Source organism: Stagnihabitans sp. (genome assembly GCF_964946895.1).
Genome location: NZ_CBBQHX010000032.1, coordinates 37,984 through 52,213, shown reverse-complemented (window position 1 = coordinate 52,213; position 14,230 = coordinate 37,984). Strand labels below are relative to the sequence as shown.

Annotated in this window: 20 protein-coding genes and 1 pseudogene; 15 read left to right on the top strand and 6 right to left on the bottom strand. The window is 63.0% G+C overall.

The features are described from left to right. The first annotated feature begins 169 nt into the window (after positions 1 to 169). From AC1Y2B_RS17805 to AC1Y2B_RS17735, 15 genes and pseudogenes are all read left to right on the top strand, one after another. Positions 170 to 379 carry a hypothetical protein gene (locus tag AC1Y2B_RS17805; protein WP_482254460.1) on the top strand — a complete coding sequence of 70 codons (210 nt, stop codon included), beginning with the start codon at positions 170 to 172 and terminating at the stop codon, positions 377 to 379. Then, positions 376 to 573, top strand: a complete 198-nt coding sequence (locus tag AC1Y2B_RS17800) for a hypothetical protein (RefSeq protein WP_482254459.1) — start codon at positions 376 to 378, stop codon at positions 571 to 573. The genes AC1Y2B_RS17805 and AC1Y2B_RS17800 overlap by 4 nt, the downstream gene beginning before the upstream one ends. Continuing rightward, positions 570 to 797 (top strand): hypothetical protein, encoded by a 228-nt coding sequence (locus AC1Y2B_RS17795; RefSeq protein WP_482254458.1) that lies wholly within the window; start codon positions 570 to 572, stop codon positions 795 to 797. The genes AC1Y2B_RS17800 and AC1Y2B_RS17795 overlap by 4 nt, the downstream gene beginning before the upstream one ends. A 135-nt stretch (positions 798 to 932) precedes the next feature. Further along, positions 933 to 1,481, top strand: a pseudogene (locus AC1Y2B_RS17790) (DNA translocase FtsK); the annotation flags it as partial. Positions 1,482 to 1,646: 165 nt separating this feature from the next. Next, positions 1,647 to 1,922 (top strand): DUF2312 domain-containing protein, encoded by a 276-nt coding sequence (locus tag AC1Y2B_RS17785; RefSeq protein ID WP_482254463.1) that lies wholly within the window; start codon positions 1,647 to 1,649, stop codon positions 1,920 to 1,922. Between the two features lie 103 nt (positions 1,923 to 2,025). Further along, the gene (locus AC1Y2B_RS17780; RefSeq protein ID WP_482254457.1) at positions 2,026 to 2,865 is read left to right on the top strand and encodes a phosphohydrolase; all 840 of its coding nucleotides are present in this window, start codon (positions 2,026 to 2,028) and stop codon (positions 2,863 to 2,865) included. After that, positions 2,862 to 3,521, top strand: coding sequence for a hypothetical protein (locus tag AC1Y2B_RS17775; protein ID WP_482254456.1), 660 nt, complete (start codon positions 2,862 to 2,864; stop codon positions 3,519 to 3,521). The genes AC1Y2B_RS17780 and AC1Y2B_RS17775 overlap by 4 nt, the downstream gene beginning before the upstream one ends. After that, a complete protein-coding gene (locus AC1Y2B_RS17770) occupies positions 3,518 to 4,369 on the top strand; it encodes a ParB N-terminal domain-containing protein (protein WP_482254455.1) in 852 nt (283 codons plus the stop codon). The genes AC1Y2B_RS17775 and AC1Y2B_RS17770 overlap by 4 nt, the downstream gene beginning before the upstream one ends. Further along, the gene (locus AC1Y2B_RS17765) at positions 4,366 to 5,028 is read left to right on the top strand and encodes a hypothetical protein (protein ID WP_482254454.1); all 663 of its coding nucleotides are present in this window, start codon (positions 4,366 to 4,368) and stop codon (positions 5,026 to 5,028) included. The genes AC1Y2B_RS17770 and AC1Y2B_RS17765 overlap by 4 nt, the downstream gene beginning before the upstream one ends. Beyond that, the gene (locus tag AC1Y2B_RS17760; protein WP_482254453.1) at positions 5,021 to 5,317 is read left to right on the top strand and encodes a hypothetical protein; all 297 of its coding nucleotides are present in this window, start codon (positions 5,021 to 5,023) and stop codon (positions 5,315 to 5,317) included. Before AC1Y2B_RS17765 ends, AC1Y2B_RS17760 begins: the two co-directional genes overlap by 8 nt. Then, a complete protein-coding gene (locus AC1Y2B_RS17755; protein WP_482254452.1) occupies positions 5,310 to 5,498 on the top strand; it encodes a hypothetical protein in 189 nt (62 codons plus the stop codon). Before AC1Y2B_RS17760 ends, AC1Y2B_RS17755 begins: the two co-directional genes overlap by 8 nt. After that, the gene (locus AC1Y2B_RS17750; RefSeq protein WP_482254451.1) at positions 5,495 to 6,148 is read left to right on the top strand and encodes a hypothetical protein; all 654 of its coding nucleotides are present in this window, start codon (positions 5,495 to 5,497) and stop codon (positions 6,146 to 6,148) included. The genes AC1Y2B_RS17755 and AC1Y2B_RS17750 overlap by 4 nt, the downstream gene beginning before the upstream one ends. Positions 6,149 to 6,464: 316 nt before the next feature. Next, positions 6,465 to 6,740: a helix-turn-helix domain-containing protein gene (locus AC1Y2B_RS17745; RefSeq protein ID WP_482254450.1), complete on the top strand. Its 276-nt coding sequence runs from the start codon at positions 6,465 to 6,467 to the stop codon at positions 6,738 to 6,740. Beyond that, positions 6,629 to 7,696, top strand: coding sequence for a tyrosine-type recombinase/integrase (locus AC1Y2B_RS17740; protein WP_482254449.1), 1,068 nt, complete (start codon positions 6,629 to 6,631; stop codon positions 7,694 to 7,696). The genes AC1Y2B_RS17745 and AC1Y2B_RS17740 overlap by 112 nt, the downstream gene beginning before the upstream one ends. A gap of 145 nt (positions 7,697 to 7,841) precedes the next feature. After that, the gene (locus AC1Y2B_RS17735; RefSeq protein WP_482254448.1) at positions 7,842 to 8,195 is read left to right on the top strand and encodes a RidA family protein; all 354 of its coding nucleotides are present in this window, start codon (positions 7,842 to 7,844) and stop codon (positions 8,193 to 8,195) included. Between the two features lie 125 nt (positions 8,196 to 8,320). Here AC1Y2B_RS17735 and pgi read toward each other — a convergent pair whose 3' ends face one another. The 6 genes from pgi to AC1Y2B_RS17705 form a co-directional block, all read right to left on the bottom strand. Continuing rightward, positions 8,321 to 9,937 (bottom strand): glucose-6-phosphate isomerase, encoded by a 1,617-nt coding sequence (gene pgi / locus AC1Y2B_RS17730; protein WP_482254447.1) that lies wholly within the window; start codon positions 9,935 to 9,937, stop codon positions 8,321 to 8,323. Positions 9,938 to 9,939: 2 nt separating this feature from the next. After that, entirely contained in the window at positions 9,940 to 10,608 is a 669-nt protein-coding gene (gene pgl / locus AC1Y2B_RS17725) for a 6-phosphogluconolactonase (protein WP_482254446.1), read from the bottom strand. Then, entirely contained in the window at positions 10,605 to 12,059 is a 1,455-nt protein-coding gene (gene zwf / locus AC1Y2B_RS17720; protein ID WP_482254445.1) for a glucose-6-phosphate dehydrogenase, read from the bottom strand. The genes pgl and zwf overlap by 4 nt, the downstream gene beginning before the upstream one ends. A gap of 137 nt (positions 12,060 to 12,196) precedes the next feature. Continuing rightward, entirely contained in the window at positions 12,197 to 12,892 is a 696-nt protein-coding gene (locus AC1Y2B_RS17715) for an MgtC/SapB family protein (RefSeq protein ID WP_482254444.1), read from the bottom strand. Positions 12,893 to 13,048: 156 nt separating this feature from the next. Beyond that, complete coding sequence (locus AC1Y2B_RS17710) at positions 13,049 to 13,420, bottom strand: response regulator (RefSeq protein ID WP_482254443.1); 372 nt, start codon at positions 13,418 to 13,420, stop codon at positions 13,049 to 13,051. Between the two features lie 209 nt (positions 13,421 to 13,629). Next, positions 13,630 to 14,214 (bottom strand): HNH endonuclease, encoded by a 585-nt coding sequence (locus tag AC1Y2B_RS17705; protein ID WP_482254442.1) that lies wholly within the window; start codon positions 14,212 to 14,214, stop codon positions 13,630 to 13,632. Positions 14,215 to 14,230 lie beyond the last annotated feature (16 nt).

Genomic DNA, 14,230 nt, shown 5'->3' with positions numbered 1-14,230 from the left:
TGCCTCCAGCTCCCATTGCCTGATCGTCTCTGACTTCGCGTCCTACCGGATGATTCTGGCATGGATGTAGGTTTGTACACTAGTTGCGATAGGATAATTCTCCCACACACCTATTGACTTGGGAGAACTATCCTATATCTTGCCCCCATCGCAACCGATGGAGGCCACATTGCACCGTTCTCCCCACACCACAGACGAGGTCGCGCAGGCCCGGACGGTGGTGACGCATTTCGACGATATGCTGCGCACCCATGGGGTGACCGAGGCGGTCGAGCTGCGCGAGACGGCCTGGGATATCCTGCTGGCTGATCACGCCGCCCGTCTTCTGGCCCGCCGTCGTGCCATCCTGCGCCGGGCCGAACCGGGGGATGCGGCATGATCGTCAAGCCCCTGTCGCTGCCGGTCGAAAGCCAGCTGCCGCGCAAGGCCGTGGTGGCAACCCTGTCCGACATCATCGGCGGCAAAGGCACCCGCTTTCTGGTCATCGAACTCAAATCCGATGCCGAGGCCGATGCCATCACCGACTGGATCGGCAACCGCATGGCGCCATTCGCCTACGGTTGCCCGGTATGACCCAGATCTCGCCCCGTGTGCAGCACGATGTCACCACCCACTACGCGCGGATGAACCGTCAGGCCCGCCACCAACGCCGTCTGGCCTTGGCCCGTGACCTGACCATTCTGGGCGCAGGCCTGTTGACCGCCGCCCTCGCCGGCTGGGCGCTTGGCGCCGCCCACGCCACCCTTTGCGCCCTGCCTGACATCATCGCCCAATCCCAAACCCTCGCCGCCTGGTAACCCCCAAATTCATTTGGAGCCGCCCTTGAACGCCCTTCCGCGCCCCACCGCCATCACCGCCATCACCGAAAGGACCGCCCACATGGCCCTGACGCTGGCCACCGGCCTGCCCGCTGTGTTGGCACAGGTGGCGCAATGATCGCGACAGAGACACCCCTTGCCGAACGGATCGGCCCGCTTCACGGCGCATCTTCCAAAAGCATTGCCGCACATCTTGCGGGCCTTGGCCCCCAGCGCGGCGACTATCCCCACGACGCCGGTGATTTTTCCCGATGCGAGGCGCTTCTGACCAACATCCCAGAACTGCGGGAAGCCTTTCCGCGCATGGCCGAGGTCAACGCCTACTGGCGCGCCCTTGTGCCGCGATGGGCCGAAATTGCCGCCGCGACCGACAAGACCACGCTGCTGAAAAGCATCCTCGCCCCGATCGAGAAGGCCGATCCGGATCACATTCGCTGGGGCACCAATGCCAGCATCCGCACCGGCAACGTCACCTTTCAGGGCGACATGGGCGAACAAGGTGACGACCATGTCTTCACCAGGGCCGTCTTGCACGTCTGGAAAACCGGCAGCGCCAGCAGCTCTGCCCTGCAGCGCACCTTGGGAATTGGCTACAACTTCGCCGCCCGCCTGATCGAGCGGATGGAGGAAATGGGCATCGTTTCCAAGGCCAATCATGTCGGCAAGCGCGAGGTCCGCGATCCGGACGCCCTGCGCGCTGCCCTTAATATCCGCAAGGAAATCACCGACATCGCGGGCGAAGAGGCAGGAGCGATCTTGTTGAAGGCCATTGTCGCCGATCTTGCAAAGACCAACACCGCCCGCCGCCGCGCCAAGGGAATCCCGCCCATGAAACACGACCCCGATTTTGCCAAGCAGAACACCGACGCCTATTCCGTCACCGCCGAAGAGATGCGGTCCTTCATCGAACGGACCGAGCAGCTGGAGGCGGAGAAGAAGGACATCGCGGACCAGATCAAGGAAGTCATGGCAGAGGCCAAGGGCCGTGGCTACGACACCAAGATCCTGCGCCGCGTCCTCGCCCTGCGCAAACGCAAGCCCGACGAAGTGGCCGAAGAAGAGGCCGTGCTGGACGTCTACAAAGCCGCCCTCGGCATGGCCTGACTCATCCCGCGCCGGGCGGGGTCTCCCGGCACCTCCCTGTTGGACCTGAACGCCCGGTTCGACCTCCTCCCCGAACCGGGGGCTTTTTTCAGAAAGCGCAATGATGTCCCGCACAATCTGCATCTACCACGCCCATTGCATCGACGGCTTCACCGCGGCTTGGGTCGTGCGCCTGTCCACCGGACCCGATACGGTGATGATCCCGGCAAATTATGGCGATGCCCCGCCCGATGTGACCGGGGCAAGCGTCTTCATCGTCGATTTCTCCTACCCGCGCGAGGTGCTGGCCCGCATGGCAAGCCGCGCCGCCATGATGGTCGTGCTGGATCATCATCAGTCCGCCCAGCAGGCACTGCAGGGCCTGACGCTTCCCAACACGCAAATCCGTTTCGACATGGCCCGGTCTGGTGCGGGCCTCGCCTGGGATTGGTTCTATGCCGGGGTCGAACTCCCGCCCCGCCTGGTCGCCTATGTCGAGGATCGCGATCTCTGGCGGTTTGCCCTCAATGAGTCGCGCAAGATCAATGCCTACATCGCCAATACCGACAGATCGTTTGAGGCCTGGGATCAATTAGCCCGGGACTTGGAGCAATTCCCCAACCGGATCGCCGAAACGGGGGCTGAACTCCTCAACCAACACGCCCGCTTCGTGGCACAGGGCTGCGACATGACCCTGCGCTACATGCGGATCGGCGGCCACCGCGTCCCCGTGGCCAACCTGCCCGCCTATCTGGCGTCCGAGGCAGGCCACCTGCTGGCCGAGGGCAACCTCTTCGCCGCGATCTATTTCGACACCGCAACCGGCCGCAAATTCTCGCTCCGCTCAACCGACGCCGGCCTCGATGTCGCCCTGATCGCCCAGACCTACGGCGGCGGCGGCCACCGCAATGCCGCAGGGTTCACCCGCCCGATCGGCTGGGAAGGTGATGAGGTGGCAGCATGACCGCCAACACCTCCAGCGCCGTCATGCAGCAGCGCCGCGAAGCCCACGATAGCCTTGATGATTTCCCCACGCCACCGTGGGCAACCCGGGCGCTGTGTGAACGGCTGCAGAACGAGTGGGATCAGATTTTTGGGGGTAAAGCTCCTGGCTGGACCACGGGCAAAATGATCTGCCGCGAACCCGCCGCCAATCGCGGTCATATGGTGCGCCCACTGACCGAATATTTTGCCAGCGTCGAGGCCTCTGACATCCACGACTACGGCGCGGGCTTCCCGGTTCGAGATTACCTCTTCGGCCTGCCGCCGCCCGATGTGGACTGGACGATCACCAACCCGCCCTTCCGTCTGGCCGAACAGTTCATCGACCGCGCCCGCGAAACCAGCCGCCATGGCGTGGCGGTCATCGTCCGCACGGCCTTCCTTGAATCCGTCAGCCGTTACAACAGCCTGTTCAAGGTCACCCCACCCAGCCTGATCCTGCAGTTCAGCGAGCGGGTCGTGATGCACAAAGGTCGCTTGGCGCCAGAAGGCTCCACGGCCACCGCCTATTGCTGGCTGGTCTGGCAAACCGCCTCAACTGAAACCCGCTTCGACTGGATCGCTCCTTGCCGCAAACGGCTTGAGCGCGATGGCGATTATCCAAAGGTGGCAGCATGACCCAATACCGCCCGATCCATCTTGACGGCATGGCCGAGCCCATCGGCCTCGCCGACCAACCCAGCCCCATGCTGCAATGGGTTGAGATTGCTGCCATGGTGATCGACGACCAATATCAGCGTCCCCTCAACTCTGGCGGTCTGCGCACGATCCGAGATATCGCTGCCAACTTCCGGTGGAGCTGCTTTACACCCGTCTTGCTGGCTCCGATCGAGGGCGGTCAGTTTTGCGTCATCGATGGTCAACACCGGGTCCATGCAGCCCTGCTCTGCGGCATCAAATCTGTTCCGGCCATGGTGGTGCCCATCGCGGTGACTGAACAGGCGAAAGCCTTCATCCAGGTCAACACCGCCCGCACCAACATGTCGAACTACAACCTGTTTAAGGCAGGCCTTGCGGCAGACGTGCCGTGGGCTTTGGCGGCAGACAGGGCCGTGTCAGATGCGGGCTGTCAGCTGATGACCTTCAACCCGTCCAGCGCTGCCCGCAAGCTCGGTCAGGTCTGCTCAGTCGGGCTCATCCGTGACTTGGTGACAAAGGGGAATGCCCATGCCGTCACCACGACGCTCGCCGCACTCCGCGCCATCGATAGCAGTTTTGGCAGCAGCGCCATCCTGCTCTATTCGGACTATGTGCTGAATCCGCTGATGAAGGCCGTGGCCGAGTTCCCCAGCCTGGACGCCGCAGCATTGGCCGTGATCCTGCGCAAGCGCCGCCCCTTCAACGTGATTGAGGCTGCAGCTGGCCTGGCCAAGACAGAACACATCAGCGTTTCAGCGGCGGCGCGATCGGCCTTCACCAGCATCATCCGGCAGCACATTGAAGACGCAAGGATGGCAGCGGAATGAACCAGCCCCTCCGCGTCCTGATCGGCTGCGAGGAGTCGGGTGTCATGCGGCGTGCCTTCGCAGCCCTTGGGCACGATGCCTGGTCCTGCGATTTGCAGCCCGCTGCCGATGGGTCCAACCGTCACATTCGAGGCGATGTGCGGGACGTGCTAGCCGACGGCTGGGACCTGTTGGCGGTCTGCCATCCGCCCTGCACCCGGCTTTGCAATTCCGGCGTGCGGTGGCTGTCGGTGCCGCCGCCCGGACGTACCGCAGCCGAGATGTGGGCCGAGTTGGACGACGGCGTTGCGCTGTTCGCGGCCTGCTGGAATGCGCCGATTGAGCAGGTGGCGGTAGAAAACCCGATCATGCACGGCCACGCCCGCGAACGGATGCCCGCCAGCCTGCCGCGCCCGCAGATCGTGCAACCGTGGTGGTTCGGTGATGCTGCGTTCAAGGCGACCGGCTTCTATCTGCGCGGCCTGCCGCCGCTGGAGGCCACCGACAAGCTGACACCGCCCAAGGCTGGCACAGACGAGCATAAGCGCTGGTCGGCCATCCATAGGGCTTCCCCCGGCCCGGATCGGGCACGGCTGCGCAGCCGCACATTCCCTGGCATCGCTGCCGCCTGCGCGATGCAATGGGGTGGATATGCACAAGAGGAGGCCAAGCATGGCTGAGAGAACCGCAACAGCAGATCAACTGCTTCATAAAGCCGCAATGGATTCAATCGGCTTTGCCGCCCAGGTCCTGACGCCGCAGGTCGATATCTATGCAGCCCTGATCAAGGCTGAGCGACAGATGCACAACAGCCTGCACATTACCGACCCCACCCTCTACATCAAGGCGCTGAACAGCAAGGGTCTCGCGCAGCAGGTAAAGCTGGCCAAGGCGGCAGTGGCCTTCATCATGGCAGTGCAAGAGATCAAAGCTGAGCTTCAGCCGGAAGGTGAGGCCAAGCATGGCTGACCACATCACCCACCCCACCCTCTCCCCCTGCCCCTTCTGCGCCACCGCCCCGATCTTCGAGGGCGCCTGGACACGACACCCCACGGCAGACTGCCTGATGAGCGACGAGGTGCTGTTCACATGGACGGTCGCCAATCAGGTGCGGCTCTGGAACCAGCGGGCGGGGATGGCCACGAAATGACCGACCGCCCCATCATCTTCTCCGCGCCCATGATCAAAGCCCTGCTGGCCGGGACCAAGACCCAGACGCGGCGTCTTCTGAAACCGGGCAAGTGCTACAACACGAATTTGCTCCTGCCGGATGGCGCTGTCAGATCGGCCAACCAACCTTACGCCCCCGGTGACCGGCTCTATGTCCGTGAGGCATGGCGGCCGACCTACGCCGCCGAGGGCTGGCGCGAAGATCTTGGCCGCGTGGCCAAGCCCTCTGATTTCGACCCTGCCGCGACCGCCATCGAGTATTTGGCCGATGGCACCTTCGACCTCAACGGCAAGGATCGCCCGGCAATCCACATGCCCCGATGGGCATCCCGCCTGACGCTGACCGTCACCGAGGTCAGGGTGCAGCGCTTGCAGGACATCAGCGAGGCGGATGCTGTGGCCGAGGGTGCTGAAATTGCGCCGAGATGCCCTGGCATCGACGGAGGCATCATGGTCAGAACAGAAAGCCCGTATGTCTATGCCACGCCGGGCAACTGGTATCGCAACCTGTGGGACATGCTGCACGGCCCCGAGGCTTGGGACGCAAACCCGTGGGTTGTGGCGATCAGCTTCACCGTCGCCAAGGGCAATATCGACGCGCTGACGAATGCGGAAGGCGGTGTGGGATGATCGCCGCTGATGAAAGGTGCTACTGGGTGCGAGGTGAGGATGGCTCAACTACTCTGATTCCGGGATGCTGGAACAGAGTACATGACCCGGACGCGGAGTGTCTTTGCGGCGAGTGGTCAGAAGATACTGCCCGATCAATCATCAATGGCTTGAGGGCGGCGATCTATCGGGAAAGGCACCGGAATCAACTGCTTTCTGCGGCTTTGCGCATTCGCGGAATTGAGGACCCGACTCTGCAGATCATTGAGACACCAAGGGCCTATAGATCCAGGCAACGGCGGCGCGCGTTACATGCGACGATCACTGGTGCTATGACATGACCCTCCAACCCCTCCTCCTCCCAACAGAAGCCGCCAGCCTCCTTCAGGTCTCCACCAAGACCCTTGCGCGCCTCCGCAACACCGGCCTGAAATTCGTTCTCGTTGGCCGATCCATCCGCTATCGTGCCGACGATCTTGAAACCTACATCGAGTCCCGCACATGCCGTTCCGCCCCAAAGGCTCCAAAAACTGGCACTACGACTTCCAGATCCGGGGTTGTCGATTTCACGGCTCTACTGGAACGGAAAGCTTCGAAGAAGCAAAAGCGGTAGAGGCTGAGGCCCGCGTTGCCGCCAAGACCCAGGCTGCCGCACCCACCGGCATCTTCACCCTGTCCGAGACTTTGGGCACCTATTACGCCGATGTGGCCTGCCGCCAGCCTTCTGCCCGCACGATGCTGTCGCACGGCAAGGCGCTGACATCGGTCCTCGATCCCAAGACCCGCCTGCCAGACCTCACGGCCGCGATGATTCAGCGCCACGTCTCGACCCGCCGCGCCACCGTGGCCAATGGCACCGTAAACCGCGAGTTGCAGACGTTGGGCCGCGCGCTACGCCACATGGCCCGGGTCTATGCTGCCACCATCCCCGATCTCGACCTGCGCGCCGCCGAAACCGCCGAGCCGGAAGAGCGTGTCCGCGAATTGACCCGCGCTGAACAGGACCGCCTGTTCCAGCACCTGCGCGCCGATCTCCACCCGCTGGTGACCTTCGCCCTGATGACCGGCGCCCGCGTCTCTGCCATCTGCGATCTGCGCTGGTCCGATGTCGACCTCGATGCCGGCATCCTGATCCTGCGTGAGAAGGGTGCCAAGCTGCACCGCTTCCCGATCAATGCCGAAATGCGGGCCTTCCTGTCCAGCCTGCCCCGCGCGACCGAGCTGCCCCATGCCCGTTATGTGCTGACCTATCTCAGCCACCGCACGAAAGAACCGCAGCGTCACCAGATCACCCCGACAGGCGGCATCATGGAAGATTTCAAGGCAGCTCTGACCGCCGCCGAGGTGCACGACTTCCGCTTCCACGACCTGCGCCACACTTTTGCAACGCGCCTCCTCCGCCAAACTGGGAACATTAAACTGGTGTCACGCCTGCTGGGCCATAGCCAGATCGAGACGACGACGCGCTATGCTCACGTGCTTCAAGATGACCTCCGTGAGGCCCTAGATAACTACTCCGTCACTACCCGAGTCCCGAGAAAATCCCCGAAGTCAGCCGTAACCGATTGATATGATGCGGTCGCGTCTGGCTTCCCAAGCTGAATACGAGGGTTCGATTCCCTTCACCCGCTCCACTCCCCCTATCGCGGCCTGCTGTGCACTTCCCATGGGCCGAGTGATGCGCTAGCAAGCGCCATCCAACAGGGAGACTTTCATGAACACGGATATCAAGCGGATCGGCGTCGGGGCACGGATGTCGGAGGCGGTGGCCTATAACGGCATCGTCTGGGTGGCGGGTCAGGTTGGGCGGCCAGGAGATTCGGTGGCCGAGCAAACCCGCACCTGTCTGGCGGAAGTGGACCGTATTCTGGCGGCTGCAGGCACCGACAAGACCCGCATCCTGTCCACCCAGATCTGGTTGGCCGATATTTCCACCTTCGGGGAGATGAATTCGGTTTGGGATCAATGGGTTCCTGCTGGACACACCCCGGCGCGGGCCACTGGAGAAGCCAAGCTTGCGACGCCGGATTACAAGGTTGAGGTCATTGTAACCGCTGCCTTGAAGTGAAGGCAAAGCGGGGGGAGGCGCGCATCCCCCCGCACCCCCCTGCTTTGGGGGCTCGTCTGCACGGACGGAAGCGGGGGGTTTCACACCCCCCGCGCCCCCCGTGGGATATTTGTGAACAGATGAAATCAGGGTTTCAGATAGGCCACGAGCGCGGTGGTCGAGCCGTCTTTGCCTTCGGTGCCTTGCTTGCCTTCAAGGATCGGCTGCAGGGCGAGGGCCAGTTCCTTGCCCAGTTCCACGCCCCACTGGTCATAGGAGTTGATCCCAAGGATGACGCCCTCGACAAAGACCCGGTGTTCGTAGAGCGCAATGATCTGGCCCAGGGTGAAGGGGGTCAGCTGCGGATAGGCTAGGGTCGTGGTCGGGCGGTTGCCGGGGAAGACGCGGTGGCGCGCCTGACGGTCAAGCTCGGCGCCCGTCAAACCCTTCTTGGCCATGAGCGCGGTGGCCTCCTCCAGCGAGCGGCCGCGCAGCAGCGCTTCGGACTGGGCAAGGCAGTTGGAGACGAGAAGCAGGTGCTGATGGGCAAGGTCGGGTTCGTGGCCCTGTTTGGCCACAAGGAACTCGCACGGGACAACGCGGGTGCCTTGGTGAATCAGTTGGTAGAAGGCGTGCTGGCCGTTGGTGCCGGGCTCGCCCCAGACCACCGGGCCGGAGTTGTACGGCAGATCGACGCCATCCATCGAGACGCGCTTGCCATTCGATTCCATCTCTAGCTGTTGCAGATAGGCGGGCAGGCGCGACAGGCGCTGGTCATAGGGCAGCACGGCGCGGGTGGCATAGCCGCAGATCTGGTTGTGCCAGAGGCCGACAAGGGCCAGCAGAACCGGCATGTTGGAGGCGAGGGGTTCGGACAGGAAGTGCTGGTCCATCGCACGGCCGCCGGCGAGGAATTGCGCGAAGGCCTCGGGGCCGATCGCCAGCATCACGCCAAGGCCAATCGGACCCCAGACGGAATAGCGGCCGCCGACCCAATCCTCGAATCCGAAAACGCGTGCAGGATCAATGCCGTAGGCTGCGGTCTTATCACTAGCGGTTGAGACGGCGCAGAACTGCGCGGCGGGGTTGGCGACCTTGGCCGACATCCAGCGCCTGGCGGTGTCGGCATTGGTCATCGTTTCGATCGTGGTGAAGGTCTTGGAGGCGACGATCACCAGCGTGGTTTCCGGGTTCAGCCCCTTCAGCGTGTCGGCGATATGGGCGCCATCGACGTTGGAAACATAATGGACGCGCGGTCCGTCGGCCCAAGGCGACAGCGCCAGCGTGGCCATCGCCGGGCCAAGGTCAGAGCCGCCGATGCCGATGTTGATCACATCGGTGATCGGCCCGCCCTGTCCCGCGAAAGCGCCTGAGCGGACATCGTTGACAAAGCCCACCATGCGGGCGCGGATCGTGCGCACCTCGGGCATGACGTCCTGGCCGTCGACCTTGATCACGGCATCCTCGCCCGCCCGCAAAGCCGTGTGCAGGACGGCGCGGCCTTCGGTTTCGTTGATCTTCTGGCCTTCGAACATCGCGGCGCGTTTGGCCGCGACTCCAGAGCTTTCGGCCAGCGTCAGCAGCAGGCCCAACGCGGTTTCGTCGATGTTGGTCTTGGAAAAATCAAACAGCATCTCAGCCGCGCGCACCGAGAAGTGGTGGGCGCGGTCCTTGCCAAACAGCGACAGGATCTTGCGGTCCGCCACTTTGGCGTGATGGGCTTTCAAGCTGGCGAATTTGTCGGATGCGGTCGAGTTCGGCATGATTACTCCGCCCAATGAACGGTTGCATGGTCAAGAACGGCCCGGATCGGGGCCTCGGACGGGGACAGGGTCAGGGCACGCGACAGGGCCTCGCGCTTTTCCGGCCCGGTGATGAGAATGTGGATGTGGCGGGCTGCCTGCAGCACGCGGGCCGACAGGGTGATGCGCGGCTCGCCCGCCGCGGCGGCGCGCAGCGCCATCAGGATGGGGGCGTCGGGGGCCAAGGCCAGCTTCAGCTTGTCAGCCCCGGGGAAAAGGCTGGCGGTGTGCATGTCAGCGCCCATGCCAAGCAAAAGAACGCTGATCGGCAGGTGCGGCGCGATGCCCTGCGACAGGCCATCAAGCTTGTCCTCGGGCTGGGGCGCGTCTGCGTAGAGCGGCACGAGGGTTGCGCCAGCCGCCTTGCCGCGCAAAAGGCGTTCGCGCAGAAGGCGGGTGTTGGAGCGGGGGCTGGCCTCATCGACCCAGCGCTCGTCATTCAAAAGCACGGCGACGCGGGACCAGTCGAGGCCGGTGTCGGACAGCGCGTCAAAGACCGGACCGGGCGTGGTGCCGCCCGGAACCGACAGGGTGGCCGGGCCAGTCACCAGCGCCGCCCGCAGTTCGTCTGCGATGACAGAGGCAAGGCCCGCCATCAACGCCTCGCGGCTCGGATAGGTCTGCAGGATCATCCCTTGATCTCGCGCCAGCGGCGGCCATCCTTGTGCAACAGCATCAGCGCATCTTCCGGGCCGGAAGAGCCCGGATCATAGCCCTGCGGCCTGTCGCCCCGGGCTTCCCAGCCCTGAATGATCGGGTCGGTCCAGGCCCAGGCGGCCTCCACCTCGTCGCCGCGCATGAACAGCGTCTGGTTGCCACGGATCACGTCCATGATCAGGCGCTCGTAAGCATCCGGCACATCCTCGGCGTCCTGGCCAAGGGCATCGGCGAAGGTCATGTCCAGGGGCACCTGCATAAGGCGCATGCCGCCCGGGCCGGGTTCCTTGATCATCACCATCAGGTTCATGCCCTCATTCGGCTGCAACCGGATCACCAGAACGTTTGGCTTCCAGCCCTTGGCATCGTCAAAGATCGAGTGTGGCGGTTCCTTGAAGGTGATGGCGATTTCCGAATACCGCGCCCGCAGACGCTTGCCGGTGCGCAGATAGAAGGGCGTGCCCTTCCAGCGCCAGTTGGCGATACCGACCTTCAGCGCGATATAGCTTTCGGTGCGCGAGTTCGGATCCTCGGAATGCTCGACATAGCCGCCCTCACCGCCACCGGCGAGGTATTGGCCCCGTACGATGTCATGGGTCGTCACCTGCTCCAGGGCGCGGATGACCTTGACCTTTTCGTCGCGAACGGCGTCGGGGTCGAAGTGATAGGGCGGCTCCATCGCGATCAGGCACAGAAGCTGCATCATGTGATTCTGCACCATGTCGCGCATGGCGCCCGACTGGTTGTAATAGGCGCCGCGGCCTTCGACACCCACGGTCTCGGCCACGGTGATCTGAACGTGGTCGATGTACTGGGCTTTCCAGATCGGCTCGAACAGGATGTTGGCGAAGCGCACGGCCATCAGGTTCTGGACGGTTTCTTTGCCCAGGTAATGGTCGATCCGGTAGATTTGTGCTTCGGTGAAGTACTTGGCCAGCGTGGCATTCAGCGCCCGGGCCGAGGTCAGGTCACGACCGAAGGGCTTTTCCACGACGATCCGGCTCCAGGCGTCGGTGATGCCATGGGCATGCAGACGTTCGGCCAGATCGCCAAACAGCGCCGGCGCCACCGAGAAATAGAAGGCATGCACCACATTGGCGCGGATCATCGACTTGAGCTTGGTCCAGCCCGCTTCCACCTTGGCGTCGATCGAGACATAGTCGATGCGGGCCAGAAAGGCGTCGATCATGGCGGTGTCCTGCCGGTCTTTCGGCACGAACTCCAGCAGGGAGTCGTGGATCATCTGGCGGAACTGTTCGTCGGTGTTCTTGGCGCGCGCCGCGCCAATGATCCGGCTGTCGGCATTCATCTGGCCGGCCATGAAGCGCCGATAGAGCCCCGGGAAGATCTTCCGTCGGGCCAGATCGCCCGTACCGCCAAAAATCACGAGGTCGAACGTATCGACCGGAATGACTCGGGAAACCATGAGAAGTCCTCGCTCGCAGAGGCGCCGTTAGCGCTAACGCGGAGGTTCTACCCCCGATGACAGGAAAAGTCTAGCAAGAGCGCAAGGCAGAGGAAAGGAAAGCCTTCAAAGCGTTTCGATTGTAGCGAAAGGCCGCGTCAGGATTCCTCAATCACCGACCAGCGGAGCCGCGACAGGCCAGGTTCGGCGGCCATGCGGTGCACGGCAGCTTCCAGCATCGGATCAGTGATGCCCTCACCGGACACCACGGCGGACAACTCCACCGTATCATCTGCCGTCTCGCCGGACAATTCCGCCAGATGCAGACCGCCAAGGGTCAGATTGCGCAACATCAGGCTGCGCATCGCGCCTTCATCTGCCGGACGACAGGACAATTGCACCAGCCACGATCGCACCAACGGCGTCCCCGCCGCCGTGTACCTTTTCAGCAATTTGACCAGGGGCCGCAGTCCGAGGTTGATGAACACAACCAACCCGGTCAGCAAAAGCGCATAGGGCCAAGCCCCCTCACCCGCCATCAGGCCCACCCCGGCCGAGCACCACAGCGTTGCGGCGGTGTTCAGGCCATGCACCTCGAATCCGTCACGGAAAATGATTCCCGCCCCAAGAAAGCCGATGCCAGAAACGACCTGTGCCGCCACCCGCGTCGGGCTGGTGTCGGTGCCGGGCATCAGTTGCGAGAAGGTAACAAAGCCCGCAGCCCCCAAAGCCACCAAGGCGTTGGTGCGCAGACCCGCCATGCGCTGTCGCACCTGCCTTTCCGAGCCGATCAAGGCGCCGCAAGACAGGGCAATCACAAGGTTGAAGGCGGCGGCGTGCAGGGCGATGGTCATGGCGCGTTCCCGTTTCGGGAAGGCATTTCACATCGCAGCGACAATGTGAAGGATTTGTAACAATTTTATGACGATCTTATGACGTTGAACCGCCGCAACCCGGTACCTGCCCTTGGGCAAGACGGGCCGCCGCGGTTCCGCATTTTGACGGGCCGTTCAAGCCTGCCGACGCGAGCGCGGCTTTTCCATCGAATCGTCAGACGGCAGCATGCGGCGCAGCACCGGGAAGTTCAGGTTCCCTGCCCGCTCCCAATCCGTCCGGCTGGCATTGCGGCCAAGCGTCATCAACAAACCCATCTGCGGATAGCGCGCCCGGCACACCTGCGCCAGATCCCACCCATCCATCGCGCCCTCGATATTGGCATCGACCATGAGCAGATGGAATTTGTCGCCATTGTCCAGCAAATCCAGCGCCTTGCTGGAATCGTGGGCTAGGGTTACACTGTAACCCATCCGGTGAAGGCGTTTGTGCAGATGATCGCGAACCGCTTCATCGCTTTCCACCAGAACTGCACGCATCGGAAGCATGGGGATCTCCATCTCTTGGGGACGAAAGGAGGGCCCAGCCCCTCAATGTGGACCACTGGCCTTTCCGCTATTCGTTAGAGTCATCACACCACACCGGTGTCGCGGCAGGATTGAAGATTGTGCAATATTGTCAAAATATGTGGAACTGTGAACGCTCCGCGACGCCAAGGCCTACTGAAGCGCATTTTAGCACCATCCAAGGCGCAGGTTCAGGCGTCGAGTTCGACGTCCCAGTACAGATAATCCATCCAGCTTTCATGCAGGTGGTTCGGCGGGAAGCGGCGTCCGTGGATCTGCATCTCTTCCGGGCTGGGCGCACGCGGCGGGCGCTGCAGATGCAGCCCCGACTGGCGCAGGCTTCGCGATCCCTTGTGCAGGTTGCAGGGGCTGCAGGCGGCCACGACATTCTCCCATGAGGTGATGCCGCCCTTGGCGCGCGGCACCACGTGGTCGAAGGTCAGATCCCCCTTGGCCCCGCAATATTGGCAGCAGAATTCGTCCCGCAGAAAAAGATTGAAGCGCGTGAATGCCACGCGCTTCTGGGGTTGGACAAATTCTTTCAGCACCACGACCGAGGGCAGCCTGAACTCATGCCTTTGGCTTCGCACCGTCTGGTCATATTCGGCCACGATGGTCACGCGGTTCAGAACGGCGCTCTTGATCGCCTCCTGCCAGGGCCAAAGCGACAGGGGATAGTAGCTGAGCGGGCGGTAATCCGCGTTCAGCACCAAAGCCGGGCAGTATTTCAGCGTCGCCGGATCGCGCACGAAGCTGGTTCGAAAATCGCCGTCCATTCCGCAAAGACCCCTT